The following is a 15,155-nucleotide window of genomic DNA, read 5'->3' as shown; positions in this document are numbered from 1 at the left end:
CTGTCAACTATTGTTTCATCAGAACTGATCTGACTCACATAGTGTCGTTGCTTCGGGGCGTGATTGTAGCGACCCAACCGCAAGTCCGCAAGGGTTCTTTGCAACTATCTTTGCAAGGCGGTTGCAGGGTGCAACTAATGCGCCAAGTATTTACGGGAGCGGCTAGACTGGCGCAAACCCAGAGGAAGAGGCATGGCGCGCATACCAGCAGGAAAAGCCCGTTGGGAATGGCCACAGCTTCTGCTGGCCAGCCTGGCGATCGTCGGCGTCTATGTCGCGATGCGCTTCGTCAGCGACCTGCTCGATCTGCCGTCCGGCTATGCCACGCCGGTCTTCATTCCCGCCGGGGTCGGCTTCGCGCTGACCGTCACCGCCGGCTGGCGCGTGCTGCCCGCCATCGCGCTCGGCGCCGCGCTGCTGCACCTGCCCGGCACCTGGCTGGGCCCGAATGCCGCGCGCAGCCCTGCCATCGCCATCACCGTCATCACCACCGTCGGCTCGGTGCTGCAGGCCTGGCTCGGCGCCAGCTGGTTCCGGCGCCTGGTGCGCCCTGCCCTCGACTCGGCGCGCGACGTCGGCCGCTTCCTGGCGCTGACGCCGGCCGTCTGCCTGATCAACGCCAGCATCAGCGTCTCCGCCCTGTACTGGCTGGGGCTGATCCCGGCCGCCGACCGCTGGGCGAACTGGATCAACTGGTGGGCCGGCGACACCATCGGCGTGCTGCTCGCCTCGCCGCTGGTATGGATCGCCTGCGGGCGCCCGCGCGCACTGTGGCGGCAGCGCGCCCCGGTGGTCGCGGTGCCGCTGGTGCTGGCGGCGGGCGCCGTGGTGGCGGTGTACGAACAGGCCGTGAGCTGGGAGACCCAGCAGCACCTGCAGCCCTATCTCCTGAAAGCCCAGCAGGTGGCCGACGGCCTGCAGGCCGAGCTGAACGAGCATGAGCGCTTCGTCAGCACCTTCGCGCGCACCCTCGGCGCCGACGAAAAGTACATGGCGCGCGAAAAATTCCTGCGCATCGCCCGGGGCTATGTCGACGGGCGCAGCGACATCGTCGGCGTCAACTGGATGGTGCCGGTGACGCGCAGCGAACGGCGCGCCTTCGAGAACTGGGTCCGCACCGAAGTCGACCCGGCCTTTACCGGCCTGCGCGATCTGGGCCTGGAGCGCACGCTGCATCCAGCCGGCGAGCGCGATCTCTACCTGCCGATGCTGTACATCTGGCCGCCCACCCTCGGCTTCCTGCGCGGGATGGACTTCCTGACCGCCCCCGGACGCGCCGAAACGGCGCAGCGCGCCCTGCAAAGCACCCGGGCGCTGGCGACCCCGCCGCTCGACCTCGCGAATGGCGCCGGCACCGGCATCGTGCTGTTCCGCGCGGTCGGCGAGCCGGGCCAGCAGCCGCTCGGCCTGCTGGCCCTGGTGCTGGATGCACACGCCTTCATCGACCAGGCGGTGCGGCACAGCGGCTTCGGCGGTTTCGACCTCAGCCTGGCCGACATCACGGATGCGACGCCGCGCGTGCTGACCGGCGACATCCGGCGCCGCGCCGCGCGCACCGACTACCGGGTCACACTCTCATTCGGCGGGCGCAGCTATGCACTGCGCTTTTCCCCGACCGCCGCCTATATGGAAGAACAGCGCGGCGTCGCCAGCTGGACCGTGCTGACCGCCGGCCTACTCCTGACCGCGCTGCTGGGCGCGATGCTGCTGCTGACCAGCGGCGAGCGCGCCGCGATCGAAGCCAAGGTGCTGGATCGCACCGCGCGCCTGCGTGACCGCGAAGCGCGCCTGCAGGCCATCCTCGACAATGCCGGCGACGCCATCGTCACCGTCGATGCGGGCGGCGTCGTGCTGTCGGCCAACCCGGCCACCGCAGCGCTGTTCGGCTATCCCCAGGCCCACCTGCCAGGCCTCGACTTCACCACCCTGGTGCCGGGCGCCGGCGAGGAAGACGGCGCCGCACTGCTGGCGCGCCTGGCCGGGGAACCGCCCGACGGGCGCGAGCTCGACGGCATCGACGCGCGCGCCGAACCGTTCCCGCTGGCGGTGTCGGTCTCGCAGGTGGACCTGCCCGGCGAGCGGCTGTATGTCTGCATCCTGCGCGACCTGACCGAGCAGCACCGCTCGCAGGCCGACATCCACCGCCTGGCCCACCACGATCCGCTGACCGGCCTGGAGAACCGCGCCGCGCTCGGTGTCCGGCTGGAGCAGCAGCTGGCCCAGGCGCGCCGCTCGAACCTGCCGCTGGCGGTGCTGTTCATCGACCTCGACCATTTCAAGAAGATCAACGATTCGCTCGGCCACCAGGCCGGCGACCAGCTGCTGATCGGCGCCAGCACGCGCATGAAGGACCTGCTGCGCGACGTCGACACCCTGGCGCGCCTGGGCGGCGACGAATTCATCATCGTGCTGGGCGGCCCGCTGACGCCGGACAGCGTGACCACGGTGGCGGTGCGCCTGGTCGAGTCGCTGCAGCAGCCCTACTACCTGAACGGCATCACCGCGCACAGCGGCGCCAGCGTGGGCGTGGCCCTGTTCCCGGAGGATGGCGAGGATGCCGACACCCTGGTGCGGCATGCCGACATGGCGATGTACGCCGCCAAGCGCGACGGGCGCGGCAATTTCCGCTTCTTCTCGCCGGCCATGAACGCCGCCACCCACGAGCACCTGATGCTGGAAAACCGGATGTGGGCGGCGCTCGAGAACGGTGGCTTCGAAGTCCACCTGCAGGCCCAGGTCGCGCTCGACACCGGGCGCGTGATCGGCGCCGAAGCCCTGCTGCGCTGGCACGACCCCGAGCTGGGCAGCATCGAGCCGAGCCGCTTCATTCCGATCGCCGAGGAGTCCGGCCTGATCCTGCCGCTCGGCGACTGGGTGCTGGGGCGCGCCATGGCCCTGCTGGCCGAGTGGCAGCGCGAGGGACTCGGCGGGCTGCGCCTGGCGGTCAACCTGTCGGCGCGCCAGTTCGGCGGCGGCTCCCTGCTCGCGCGCCTGGACCAGCTGCTGGCCCAGCATCCGATCGACCCCTCGCGGCTGGAGCTGGAGATCACCGAGACGGCCGCCATGCGCGATCCGGAAAATACCCGCGCCCTGCTGCGCCAGCTGCGCGCGCGCGGCTTCAAGCTGGCGATCGACGACTTCGGCACCGGCTACTCCTCGCTGGCCTACCTGAAGCTGTTCGCGATCGACCGCATCAAGATCGACCGCGGCTTCGTGAAGGACATCGAGAACGATCCGAACGACGCCGCGATCGTCGGCGCGACGATCGGGCTGGCGCATTCGCTGGGGCTGTCGGTGGTGGCGGAAGGGGTCGAGACCGAGGCCCAATGGGGCTTCCTGCGCGACAAGCACAGCGACGAAGCCCAGGGTTTCCTGTTCGGCCGGCCGATGCCGGCGCGCGAGTTCGGCGACTTCGTCAGGGCGCAAGCGCAGCCAGTACCTGACCCTTGAGCGCCTTGATCAGCGAGGTTTCGTCCGGCGGCACGCCTTCCGGCGCGGTCTGGACGCGGTCGGCGTAGAACAGGCCCAGCTGGGCCTGGCCCACCACCAGCGGCAGCACGATGAAGCTCTTCGCGTCCGGCAGCAGCTGGCGGTGCCAGGCCGGCAGCAGGTCGCGGATCTTCGGACTGGCGGCGTCCGAGATCATCAGGTCGGCATTGTTCGCCATCGCCAGCAAGAACAGGTCACGGCTGCCTGCATTTCCCGTTGCGGCCGGGAAGGCAAACCCCGCCTGGGTCGCGGACTTGTCGGCGCCGAAGGACACGCGGGCGCGGTACTGGCCGCTGCGCACGTCCTTCAGGGCCACGGTGGCGAAGCGGAAGCCCAGCGCCGTGTACAGGGTCTCCAGCACGGCCAGCACCACGTCGTTGACCTTGTGCCGGCCGGAGGCGCGCATCTGGGTCACATCCTGCACCCCGGCCAGCAGCAGCTCGCGCGCATTCTTCGGCTTGCCGCTCGGGTAGTTGCCCTGCTCTTCCTCGCCGGAGCCGAGGGTCGCCAGCAGCAGCACGTTGGGCAGGCCGTCGCCGTCGGGTTCTTCGCGGCGGCGCACCGGCTCCAGGTTCATGCTCTCCAGCAGGCAGGTCATCTCGCGGGCCACCGCGCCGAACAGCTCGTCGAGCTGCTGGCCGTCGAGGTTCAGCGCATGGCCGTAGCGTTCCAGCAGCGCCTGCGCTTCCGGGGTGCCGGCCGGATCGCCGGATTTCGCCAGCAGGCGCGCCACGTCCAGGCTGAACGAAGCCACCTGGCGCATCCATTCGCCGCGGTTGAGCGCCACCTTCAGCGCCCCCTCGGGCAGCGGGCGCTGGGCGCGCATGATCACGTCCGGGATCTTCCATTCGCCCAGCACGGCCTCGGACAGCGCGTCGTAGCTGCAGCCGAGGATCATCTGGGCCGCCTGGCCGAGCTTGTGCCTGCCGGCCGCGACCAGGGCCCCGATCTCGCGGTAGCGCTCGTGCTCGTGGGAGGCCACCAGCAGCGGCCCCAGGTTCTTGAACAGGGCCCCGATCGAGGCCTCCTCGGCGCCCTGGTAAAAGCTGTGGCGCGCCATCTCTCGCCCGACCAGGCTGGCGCACAGCGATGCTTCCAGCTCGAGCCGCACGCTCCACGCATGTTCGCTGCTGGCCAGCGCGTCCACCAGCAGCATCGCCAGCGCGGTGGTCTTGACGTTGTCGAAGCCGAGCAGCGAAATGGCGCGCGAGATCGTGGTGACGGCGGTGCCGGAGGCGGTACGGTACTTGACGGTGTTCGCCAGGCGCAGGATGCGCTGGGTGAGCGCGACGTCGGACAGCACGTAATAGGCCAGCGCATGGGTGCCTTCGTCGTCCGAGGACGCCATCTGCACCACGCGCGCGACCGAGCTGCCGAGCGCGAACATGTCTTCGTCGCCGCAGACTTTATTCAGGAGCGCGGCGCGCACACGCCGGCGGTCCGTCGCCACGGCGTCCGGGACCTCTGTCGTCGCCGGCGCTGCTGGGGGTACTGCTTTCATGTTCTTTTCGGACCCTTGTTGTATTTCCTGAGCACCGTCTGGTGCAGGCCGGCCAGCGCCGGCAGCTTCGGGTTGAGCGGGTCGAGGCGGCGCACCGCGCCGATGTAGGCGATCGCCTGCCGGCCGAGGCGCTCGTCCCAGCCGCCGTTGTCGAGGGCCTTCAGCACCGCCAGGGCCGCGTTGAACGCCACCTGCGGGTTGTCCGGCAGCTTGGCGACCGCTTCCTGCATCATCGACACCGCGCCCTTGAAGTCGCCTTCCTTCGCCCTGGCGGCGCCGCTGGCGACCAGGTCGACCACCTGCTGGCGGCTTTCGCGCGCCAGCTGCTGGGCCAGGTCGGCATGGCCGGCCTTCTCGAACACCGCCATCGCCCGGCCCATGGCGGCGCTGTTCCGGGCGTTGCGCATCACTTCGCGCATCACCTCGGCCGCGCCCTCTTCCATCCCGTTCTCGATCGCCACCCGCGCCAGTTCCAGCTTCAGGTCCGGCGCCAGTACGGGCGCTTCCTTGCTGGCGGCCAGCGCGGCCAGCAGGGATTCGTTCAGGCGCGGCTCGTTGCCGGTGTATTCATGGACCATGCTGGAAGCGATCGCGCTGCACAGCGCGGTGCCCTTCTGGAAGGCCATCGACTTGTCGAGGTCGCGGATCACGGCCGCCGCCTGCACCGGGTCGCCCTTGCGCACCAGGGTCTGCACCAGGCGCAGATGGTCTTGCGGATCGCGGAATTCCGAGTACTTGGCCTTGCTGACGACCTGCTTCAGGACCTTCTCGGCGGTGTCGTGGTCGCCGGCCTCGAGCGCGGTCTCGCCCAGCTTGCGCAGGCGCCGCACCGCATGCGGCGACACCGCGACGGCATCGCCCAGCACCGCCTGGGCCTTGTCCAGCGCGCCGGCCGCTTCGTGGGTGCGGGCCAGCCAGTCGTAGGCGTCGACGAAGTTCTTGTTGGTCCGGACCAGGTCTTCCAGCATCTCCTGGGCTTCGGGGAAGCGCTCGCGCAGGAACAGGGTCTTGGCCAGGCCCAGGCGCGCCCAGGCGATCGCCTTGGCTTCGATCAGGCGCCGGTAGATCGGCTCGGCCTGGTCGGCCTCGCCGAGGAAGATGTGCAGCTCGGCGCGCAGGCGCATGAAGTCGATCGCATGGCGCGGATGCTTTTCCTCGCCCTCGATGCAGGCCTCGATCGCTTCGCGCTGGCTGCCCGACTCCATCAGTTCGTACACGGGCAGGAACACGTTGCGCTTGTCCAGCGCGCGGGCGATGCGCTCGAGCAGGCGGTCGGCGGTGAAGGGCTTCAGGATGTAGTCGGTGGGCGCGAGCTCGGCGGCGCTGACGACCTTGCCGTAGTCGCCTTCGGCCGTCACCATGAAGAACATGGTCGCCAGCGGCATCAGCTTGTGGTGGCGCAAATCCTCGAGCAATTGCTGGCCGTCCTGGCCGCCATCCAGCGCGTATTCGCACAGCACCAGGTCGTACTGCTTCATCCCGACGTGCTTGACCGCCTGGTTGGAACTGCCGGCATGGTCGACCTTGCTCAAGCCACACATTGTCAGCATGTTATGGATCGTCGCGCGCATCCCGGCATGCGGCTCGATGATCAGGGCGGTCAGCCCGTCTAGTTCGTTCATATCCCGGTTTTTTCCGTATCAGCCTGCGTTGGGCATGGGCCGGCAGGCTGCATGGGCCCGCGGCTGTCCGAGTATATTACGTCCAGGGAACAAAATACTTACTCACGGCTGAGCGGCGACACGAAGTGTCGCAGAAAACCACACTCCTCAGCGGGCGGCCGCCTGGCGGAGAGAAGCCCGGCGGCCATTCGCGCACTCGCTGCGCGAGGCGCCGATCAGGATGTTCTGGTAGCGCACCTCGTACTTGCCGGCCGAGAGCTTGTCGATCAGGAACTTGGCGCGCCCCAGCACATAGACGTGGCGCACGTTCGAGCGGCGGTCCAGGTCGTAGATCTTGACCAGCACCGGCGAGGGATTGCCGCTGTTGTCGACCAGGATCTGCATTTCCTCGCCCTGGTTACCGACCGGGAAGCTGTCGATATAGCCGGACTGGGCCGGCCACGGGTCGCCGTTCGGCGAGACCTGGCTCTGCAGGTCGGTATCGCAATCCGGCGCCCGCGCCGGCACCACCAGCTGGGTCACGGCAAGGGCCTTGATGTCGGGCGGGGCATCGGCCTGGCCCGCCGGGCGGGCCCAACCGTCGTTGCTGGTATCGGCGCCCAGCGGATCGGGCGGGGAATTCGGGGCGCTGGCGCTGGCCGAGGGCGGCTTGCCGCCCCAGGCCAGGGCGGCCGGCAATACCCGGGGCGGATCGACGAACAGCACGGTCAGCACCACCCCGGCCGCAAAAAAGGCCAGCATGCCGCCCCACCAGCGCGGCGCGAGCAGGAAGCGCCAGCGCGCCGGCGCCTCGACCTGGCGCGGTTCCCAGTGCGCTTCGCCGCGCGCCTTCTCGCGGCCGTCCTCGCCATGGCTGCCTTCCAGCCACTCGACTTCCCATTCCTCCGAGGCGATCCAGTCGTCGTGCTCCTTGCGGCGCATGGGGTCGGACAGGATGTTGTAGGCGGTATTGACGATCGCCATGATGCGAGCGGCGCGTTCGTCGCCCGGGTTCTTGTCAGGATGGTATTTCTGGCTCAGCGCCTTGTAGGCCGCACGAATGACTTCCTGCGGCGCATGACGCGACACCTTCAGGTTGTCATAGTGAGTGTGGATTTTGGCCATGAGTCAGCATAGCCGGGTTTGTAGCCGGCGCGCAAGATATCAAAATCTTAAAGCTTGTGAGAACGATCAGCGCGCACGATTGCCGGATCGAGCTCCACGCCTTTACCGACCAGCAGCACCTTGAACAGTTCACCCATCTCGGCCGGCGACACCAGTTTTTGAACAGCCTTCGACTGCGGCAGGTAGCGCAGCGCATCCTCGGGATCGGTGCGCAGCAGCAGCTCGCCGATGCCGGCCGCCAGCAGGAAGGAGGCCTGGTTCATGTAGCCGAGCACGTCCAGCCCGGCATCCTGCGCGGCCAGCGCCATGGCGGTGAAGTCGACGTGGGCGGTGATGTCCTGCAGGCCCGGCAGGTAGAACGGGTCCGGATGCGCATGGTGGCGGTAGTGGCACATCAGGGTGCCGCTGCTGCGCTCGTCGAAATAGTATTCGTGGGCCGGGAAGCCGTAGTCGAACAGCAGCGCCGCCCCCTTGCCGTTCTTGAACATCTCGGCCAGCGAGCGCATGAAGCCGCAGGCCACCGGGTGCACCTCGGTCAGGTAGCCGTCCTGCAGCGATGCGAAGTCCGGGATCTGGCGCGCCACCTGCTCCAGCAGTGCCGCATCCGCCTGGCCCGGGATCAGGGCAAAGGCGCCGCCATGGATGGTGACGTACTGGCGGGTCCAGCCTGCGCCCTCCTTCATGACCAGCTCGACCGGCATGGCGTCCAGCACCTCGTTGGCCAGCACGACGCCCTGGAAGCCGTCGGGGAAGGCGTTCAGCCAGCGCACCTGCGGAAAATCCTTCAGCGCCTCCTGCTGGCGCGCCCGCAGCTCGCCCGACAGTTCGATGATCGTATAGCTGTCGACGGTCACGCCGAGTTCGAGCAGCGCCGTCAGGACGTCGCGCGCCAGCTTGCCGGTGCCGGCGCCGAATTCGATGATGTTGGGGCCACTTTGGGCCATAATAGCGGCGCTTGCCCGCGCCAGCGTGGCGCCGAACAGCGGACTGATCTCGGGCGCGGTGGTAAAGTCGCCGTCCCTGCCCAGCTTGGCGGCGCCGCCGCTGTAGTAACCCAGCCTGGGCGCGTACAGCGCGAGCTCCATGAAACGCGAAAACGGGATGGCGCCGCCTTGTTCGGCGATCTCGGCAGCGATCAGGCGCTGCAGGGCTTGGGACGCGGCCAACGCGTCGCTATTCGGTGCGGGTAGAGACATCCGGCCATTGTAGGACATATCACGCAGAACATGACAGACACAGCTTCCAAGGATCTCCCGGCCCACGCCGGCCGCGCCCGCGTGGCCCTGGTGACGGGCGCCGGACGCCGCATCGGGCGGGAAATCGCGCTCGGCATGGCGCAGGCCGGCTGGGACGTGGCCGTCCACTACCGCGCCTCGCATGCCGAGGCCGAAGCGGTCGTGCACGCGATCCGCGCGCTGGGCCGGCGCGCCGTGGCGCTGCATGCGGACCTGGCCGATGAACATGCGGTGCGCGAACTGCCGCGCGAAGTCGTGCACCTGCTGGGCAGCCTGGATTGCATCGTGAACAACGCTTCGTTGTTCGAATACGACAAGCCGGACGCCTTCTCGCCCGCCCTGCTGGCGGCCCACATGCAGTGCAATCTGGCGGCCCCGCTGCTGCTGGCGCAGGAATTGCACGCGCATGTGCCCGACGGCGGCCAGGCCGTGGTGATCAACCTGCTCGACCAGAAACTGTACAATCTCAACCCGGATTTTTTGTCGTACACGCTGTCCAAATCGGCACTGCAGACGGCGACCACGATGCTGGCCCAGGCCCTGGCGCCGAAGCTGCGCGTGGTCGGCGTCGCCCCCGGCATCACGATGGTGTCCGGCGACCAGACCGAGGACGGCTTCGAGCGCGCCCATGCCGTCACGCCGCTGGGGCGCTCGTCCACCCCGCAGGACATCGTCGATGCCGTCTGCTATGCGGCGAATGCGCGCGCCCTGACCGGCACCACCCTGCTCGTCGACGGCGGGCAGCACCTGGTGCCGCTGGATCGCGACGTGATGTTTTTAACTAAATAAAAGGTTTCTATGTTGTCCGCCCTGTCCCACCCGCAGCTGCGCGATTGCCGTCGCCTGTTCCTGCGCAATTACGAAGTCATGATCAACATCGGCGTGCACGACTTCGAGAAGAAGGGCGAGCAGCGCGTCCTGATCAATGTCGAGCTGTACATCCCGCTGGCGATGTCGACGCCGAAGGACGACCAGCTGCACGAAGTGGTGGACTACGACTTCATGCGCGAGACCATCGCCAGGCGCATCGCCCAGGGCCACGTGCACCTGCAGGAAACGCTGTGCGACGACGTGGTCAAGGCAATGCTCGCGCACCCGCGCGTGCGCGCCGCCGGCGTGTCGACCATGAAACCGGACGTGTACCCCGACTGCGAAGGCGTCGGGGTCGAAGTATTCCAGATCAAGGATCAAGCATGAGTGAAGTGATGGAGCAGGCAACTGCGCAGCCCGTGGAAAAACAGGCTGAGAAACAAGCGTACGAGAACAACAAGCTGCACAAGCGCCTGTGCCGCCTGGTCGGCCAGGCGATCGGCGATTTCAATATGATCGAGGACGGCGACAAGGTGATGGTCTGCCTGTCCGGCGGCAAGGACAGCTATGCCCTGCTCGACATCCTGATGACGCTGCGCGAGCGCGCGCCGATCAAGTTCGAACTGGTGGCCGTGAACCTCGACCAGAAGCAGCCGAACTTCCCGGCCGAGGTGCTGCCGGCCTACCTGGAAAAGCTGGGCATCCCCTTCCATATCGAGAACCAGGACACCTACAGCATCGTCAAGCGCCTGATCCCGGAAGGCAAGACCACCTGCTCGCTCTGTTCCAGGCTGCGGCGCGGCATCCTGTATCGCGTGGCGGACGAACTCGGCTGCAACAAGATCGCCCTCGGCCACCACCGCGACGACATCCTCGAAACCTTCTTCCTGAACATGTTCTTCGGCGCGAAGATCAAGGGCATGCCGGCCAAGCTGGTCTCCGACGACGGCAAGCACATGGTGATCCGCCCGCTGGCCTACGTAAAGGAAGCGGATACCGAGCGCTACGCCGAAGTCAAAGGCTTCCCGATCATTCCCTGCGACCTGTGCGGCTCGCAGGAGAACCTGCAGCGCAAGCAGATCAAGGCGATGCTGCGCGACTGGGAAAAGAAGCATCCGGGCCGCGTCGAGAACATCTTCTCCTCGCTCAGCACCGTGGTGCCGTCGCACCTGATGGACCGCGACATGTTCGGCTTCCAGGACCTGAAGACCGACGGCGTGGCGAATCCGGACGGCGACATCGCCTTCGACGAAGAGCCGTGCTCGACGCCGTCCAGCCTGCCGGGCACGATTCCGCTGCAGCCGCTGTAATCCTTCATCCCTCACGGAGACCGCCCATGCCCACGTTCCGCCATTTGCTGTGCGCCGCGCTGGCGGCGGCATCCCTGCTGCCGGGCCTGGCGGCGGCGGAACCGGCCACCATCTACCTCGTGCGCCATGCCGAGAAGATGGCCGGGGGCAAGGATCCGGACCTGACGCCGCAGGGCCGGCTGCGTGCCCAGCATATCGCCGCGATCCTGCGCCGGGCCGGCATCACGGCCATCTTCAGCACGCCCACTGCGCGCACCCGGCAGACCGCGGCGCCGCTGGCGGCGCAGACCGGCCTCGGCGTCCAGATCTACGATCCGCACGCGCCCAAGGCGCTGGTCGAGAAGGTGCGCGCCCTGAACGGCGCGGTGGTGGTGGTCGGGCACTCGAATACGCTGCCGGAACTGGTGAGCCTGTTCGGCGGTGCGCCCGGCAGCGAGATCGGCGACGACGAGTTCGACCGCCTGTACCTGCTGCTGCCCGGCGCGACTGGGCAGGTCAGGACGATCCTGCTCGGGACGCCTTAAGCCGCCTTGATGACTGTCGGGGCCGCCGTTGGCTCCGGCAAGTACAGGTGCAGGCCCAGGATCGCGGCCGGCACGAGCAGCGCCGCGAAGCCGAAGGCAAAATACGCAAACGCCGCCGCGCCGCAGCCCAGCGCGAACGCCACGATCTGCCAGAAGAACTTGCTGCTGCGCGCCCGGGTCGCCGCGTCGGCGGCGCCGCGCAGGCGGTCCACGGTATCGATCACGAGCTGGGTAACGTTCCCTGTCATCATCGAGGTCGGCGCCAGGTGGTTCAGCAGCAGCTTGCTGGTCGCACCGTGCGCGCCCATGGCGGCCGCACCCAGCATGCCCGCGGCGATGGCCATGCCGTCGGCGGCCGTGCCGAGCGGTTCGGCCAGCACCCCGCACACCATGAAGCCCAGCAGCAGCGCCAGCTGGAGCGCATACGATGGCTTGGTGGCGGACAGGCCGCGCCGCTCGCAGCCGGCGATCAGGAGCCGGCAGGCCGCCACGCCCAGGATGAAGGCGGGGAAGGCCAGCAGCTTGAGCACGCCCGGCGTGTGCCCCGGCGCCGCCAGCGCCACCGCGAACAGGATGAAGTTGCCGGTGACGTGGGCGGTGAACAGGCCGAACAGCGCGGCGAAGCCGAGCGTGTCGACATAACCGGCCAAAAAGCCCATGCTGACGCCCTGCAGGCGCTGGAATCCTTGCGTGTCCATGCGGCCTCCCTTCAGAACGCGAAACAGCTGCAGCCGAAGGCGCCCCAGAAGTCGCCGAAATCCGACACCGGCACGGCCGATTTGCGCGCCTTGTCGTGCTGGTGGGCGTGCACGCCGCAGGGGCCGGAGCACTGGTGTACCAGGGCGGTCCGCGCTTGCGGCTGCTGCGCCCGGGGTTCAGCCCGGCGCCAGTGGCCCGGCACCTTCTGCACCGGCGACCACTCGGGCAGCACCGGAATCGGCGGCGGTCCCAGGCGCGTGAATTCGGCGGCGCCGTACACGACCTCGCCCCCGACCACGGTCAGCACCGATTCGAGCGCCTTGATCTCTTCCTCGGGCACGGTAAAGAAGTCGTTCGACAGCACCGCCAGGTCGGCCAGCATGCCTTCCTGGATCCGGCCTTTGCGGCCCTGCTCGTTCGAGAACCAGGCGCTGCCCGAAGTCCACAGCTCCAGTGCGACCTGGCGCGGCAAATGCCCGGCGCTCCCGTACAGCGGCAAACCGCCGACGGTGCGTCCGGACACCAGCCAGTACAGCGCCGTCCACGGGTTGTAGCTGGCCACGCGGGTCGCGTCGGTGCCGGCGCCGACCGGCACGCCGGACGCCAGCATCTGCTTGATCGGCGGCGTGGCGCGCGCCGCGTCGGCGCCGTAGCGCTCGACGAAATACTCGCCCTGGAAGGCCATGCGGTGCTGGATCGCGATGCCGCCGCCCAGCGCTTTTACGCGGTCGATATTGCGCGGGCTGATGGTCTCGCAATGGTCGAACATCCAGTGCAGGCCGTCGAAGGGGATCTCGCGATCGATCTTCTCGAACACGTCGAGCATGCGGGTGATCGATTCGTCATAGGTCGCGTGCAGGCGGAACGGCCAGCAGTTCGCGACCAGGTGGCGCACCACCTTCTCCAGTTCATCTTCCATGCCGGCCGCCAGTTCCGGCCGCGGCTCCAGGAAGTCTTCGAAGTCGGCCGCCGAGAACACCAGCATCTCGCCGGCGCCGTTGTGGCGGTAGTAATCGCTGCCCTGCCCCGGCGTCACCATCTTCGTCCAGCGCTGGAAGTCTTCCAGCTCCTGCCCCTTGTTCTGGGTGAACAGGTTGTAGGCGATGCGGATGGTGAGCTGCTTGTTGCGGTCGAGCTCTTCGATGACCGAATAATCCTCGGGATAGTTCTGGAAGCCGCCGCCGGCGTCGATCGCGCTGGTGATGCCGAGACGGTTCAGCTCGCGCATGAACTGGCGCGTCGAATTCACCTGCAAATCGTAGGGCAGCGTCGGCCCCTTGGCCAGGGTCGCGTACAGGATCATCGCGTTCGGACGCGCGATCAGCATACCGGTCGGGTTGCCGGCGGCGTCGCGCTGGATCTCGCCGCCCGGCGGGTTCGGCGTGTCTTTGGTGTAGCCGACGGCGCGCAGGGCGGCGCGGTTCAGCAGCGCGCGGTCGTACAGGTGCAGGATGAACACCGGGGTATCGGGCGCCGCGGCGTTGATCTCTTCGAGGGTCGGCATGCGGCGCTCGGCAAACTGGAATTCGCTCCAGCCGCCCACCACGCGCACCCACTGCGGATGCGGGGTGCGGTCGGCCTGTTCCTTCAGCATGCGCAGCGCATCGCGAAGGGAAGGCACGCCTTCCCAGCGCAGCTCGAGGTTGTAGTTCAGTCCACCACGGATCAGGTGCAGGTGCGAATCGTTCAGGCCCGGAATCGCGGTGCGGCCGTTCAGGTCGATGACCTGGCTGCCCGCTTCGCGGAAGCGCATCACGTGCTCGACATCGCCGACGGCGAGGAAGCGGCCGTCGCGGATCGCGACCGCACTGGCCTGCGGCTGGGCGCGGTCGAGGGTGGCGAATCGACCGTTGATGAGGATGAGCGCCGGCGCTGCCTTGGTGGTGGACTGTGCTTGCATGCTTGTTCTCCTGCGTGGATCGGTGAATCAGCGGACCGGCGCCGGGACCGGCGCCAGCACCTCGTTATGGCCCTGGTTGCGGGCCGGCGCCTTGTGCACCATCGTGTAGGCGTAATCGACGCCCATGCCGTAGGCGCCCGAGTGCTCGGTCACGATCTTCATCACGGCGTCGTAGGTGTCGCGGTTCGCCCAGTCGCGCTGCCACTCCAGCAGCACCTGCTGCCAGGTCACCGGGACCACGCCGGCCTGCACCATGCGCTGCATGGCGAAGTCGTGCGCCTCCTTCGAGGTGCCGCCCGAGGCGTCCGCCACCATGTAGATCTCGTAGTCGCCTTCCAGCATGGCGGACAGGGCGAAGGTGGTGTTGCAGACTTCGGTCCACAGCCCGGCCACGATGACCTTCCTGCGGCCGTTGGCCTTGAGGGCGTCGCGCACCTTCTGGTCATCCCAGGAGTTCATCGAGCTGCGTTCGAGGAGCGGATGGTCCGGGAACACGTCCAGGATTTCCGGGTAGGTCCTGCCGGAGAAGGAATCGGATTCGACGGTGGTGATGACGGTCGGGATGCCGAAGGCCTTCGCCGCCTTGGCCAGGCCGACCACATTGTTCTTCAGGGTCTGGCGGTCGATCGATTGCACGCCGAAGGCCATCTGCGGCTGGTGGTCGATGATGATCAGCTGCGAGTTTTGCGGGGTCAGGACCTCGAGTTTCGGATTGCTCATGATGTACTCCTCTTTAAAGATCGAAGGTTTCGAAGCATCGGACTGTGCCGCTCTGCTTCATGTGTGATGCGATGACGTGAGTATGTGGGATCCGGGCGCAAGTGAAAAACGGATAATTTGCGGATATTTAATCGAAATTTTCGAATGTCCTATTCAAGGGCCCCGTCGCGCCTCTGGATTACATCTTGGTAATGCCCCCTGTTCTGTATTGACCCTTAAATATGCATATGTTCAGATGCTC

Annotated in this window: 12 protein-coding genes; 5 read left to right on the top strand and 7 right to left on the bottom strand. The window is 67.5% G+C overall.

Features of this window, described 5'->3' with window-relative positions:
* Window positions 1-192: 192 nt before the first annotated feature.
* Window positions 193-3,450, top strand: a complete 3,258-nt coding sequence (locus AM586_RS16490; RefSeq protein WP_052234160.1) for an EAL domain-containing protein — start codon at window positions 193-195, stop codon at window positions 3,448-3,450.
* Here the strand turns inward: AM586_RS16490 and AM586_RS16485 are convergent.
* The 4 genes from AM586_RS16485 to AM586_RS16470 all read right to left on the bottom strand — a co-directional run bounded on the left by AM586_RS16485 (window position 3,416) and on the right by AM586_RS16470 (window position 8,912).
* A complete protein-coding gene (locus AM586_RS16485) occupies window positions 3,416-4,990 on the bottom strand; it encodes an HDOD domain-containing protein (RefSeq protein ID WP_082439374.1) in 1,575 nt (524 codons plus the stop codon). The genes AM586_RS16490 and AM586_RS16485 overlap by 35 nt on opposite strands.
* Window positions 4,987-6,612, bottom strand: a complete 1,626-nt coding sequence (locus tag AM586_RS16480; RefSeq protein WP_052234161.1) for a tetratricopeptide repeat-containing response regulator — start codon at window positions 6,610-6,612, stop codon at window positions 4,987-4,989. The genes AM586_RS16485 and AM586_RS16480 overlap by 4 nt, the downstream gene beginning before the upstream one ends.
* Window positions 6,613-6,759: 147 nt before the next feature.
* Window positions 6,760-7,716 (bottom strand): J domain-containing protein, encoded by a 957-nt coding sequence (locus tag AM586_RS16475; RefSeq protein WP_052234162.1) that lies wholly within the window; start codon window positions 7,714-7,716, stop codon window positions 6,760-6,762.
* A 47-nt stretch (window positions 7,717-7,763) separates the two neighbouring features.
* On the bottom strand, window positions 7,764-8,912 hold the full coding sequence (locus AM586_RS16470) for a class I SAM-dependent methyltransferase (RefSeq protein WP_052234377.1): 1,149 nt from the start codon (window positions 8,910-8,912) through the stop codon (window positions 7,764-7,766).
* 30 nt (window positions 8,913-8,942) lie between these two features.
* On the opposite strand from AM586_RS16470, the gene AM586_RS16465 reads away from it, so the two are divergent.
* Genes AM586_RS16465 through AM586_RS16450 form a run of 4 tightly spaced genes read left to right on the top strand, consistent with a single transcriptional unit; the run spans window position 8,943 to window position 11,595 of the window.
* On the top strand, window positions 8,943-9,740 hold the full coding sequence (locus AM586_RS16465) for an SDR family oxidoreductase (protein WP_052234163.1): 798 nt from the start codon (window positions 8,943-8,945) through the stop codon (window positions 9,738-9,740).
* A 9-nt stretch (window positions 9,741-9,749) separates the two neighbouring features.
* Complete coding sequence (locus AM586_RS16460; protein WP_052234164.1) at window positions 9,750-10,148, top strand: dihydroneopterin aldolase; 399 nt, start codon at window positions 9,750-9,752, stop codon at window positions 10,146-10,148.
* A complete protein-coding gene (gene ttcA, locus AM586_RS16455) occupies window positions 10,145-11,071 on the top strand; it encodes a tRNA 2-thiocytidine(32) synthetase TtcA (RefSeq protein WP_052234165.1) in 927 nt (308 codons plus the stop codon). The genes AM586_RS16460 and ttcA overlap by 4 nt, the downstream gene beginning before the upstream one ends.
* Before the next feature lie 26 nt (window positions 11,072-11,097).
* Window positions 11,098-11,595 carry a histidine phosphatase family protein gene (locus AM586_RS16450; protein WP_229411241.1) on the top strand — a complete coding sequence of 166 codons (498 nt, stop codon included), beginning with the start codon at window positions 11,098-11,100 and terminating at the stop codon, window positions 11,593-11,595.
* Here the strand turns inward: AM586_RS16450 and AM586_RS16445 are convergent.
* The 3 genes from AM586_RS16445 to AM586_RS16435 are packed head-to-tail and all read right to left on the bottom strand — an operon-like array spanning window position 11,592 to window position 14,914.
* Complete coding sequence (locus tag AM586_RS16445) at window positions 11,592-12,293, bottom strand: YoaK family protein (RefSeq protein WP_052234166.1); 702 nt, start codon at window positions 12,291-12,293, stop codon at window positions 11,592-11,594. The two genes, AM586_RS16450 and AM586_RS16445, sit on opposite strands and share 4 nt — an antisense overlap.
* A gap of 11 nt (window positions 12,294-12,304) precedes the next feature.
* Entirely contained in the window at window positions 12,305-14,194 is a 1,890-nt protein-coding gene (locus AM586_RS16440; protein ID WP_052234167.1) for an amidohydrolase, read from the bottom strand.
* A 27-nt stretch (window positions 14,195-14,221) separates the two neighbouring features.
* Complete coding sequence (locus tag AM586_RS16435) at window positions 14,222-14,914, bottom strand: hydrolase (RefSeq protein ID WP_052234168.1); 693 nt, start codon at window positions 14,912-14,914, stop codon at window positions 14,222-14,224.
* Between the last annotated feature and the right edge of the window lie 241 nt (window positions 14,915-15,155).

The sequence above is a fragment of the Massilia sp. WG5 genome (assembly GCF_001412595.2).
Classification (GTDB): Bacteria; Pseudomonadota; Gammaproteobacteria; order Burkholderiales; family Burkholderiaceae_D; genus Telluria.
Note: the sequence above shows the minus strand (reverse complement) of the source record. Positions and strands in the feature narration are given on the sequence as shown.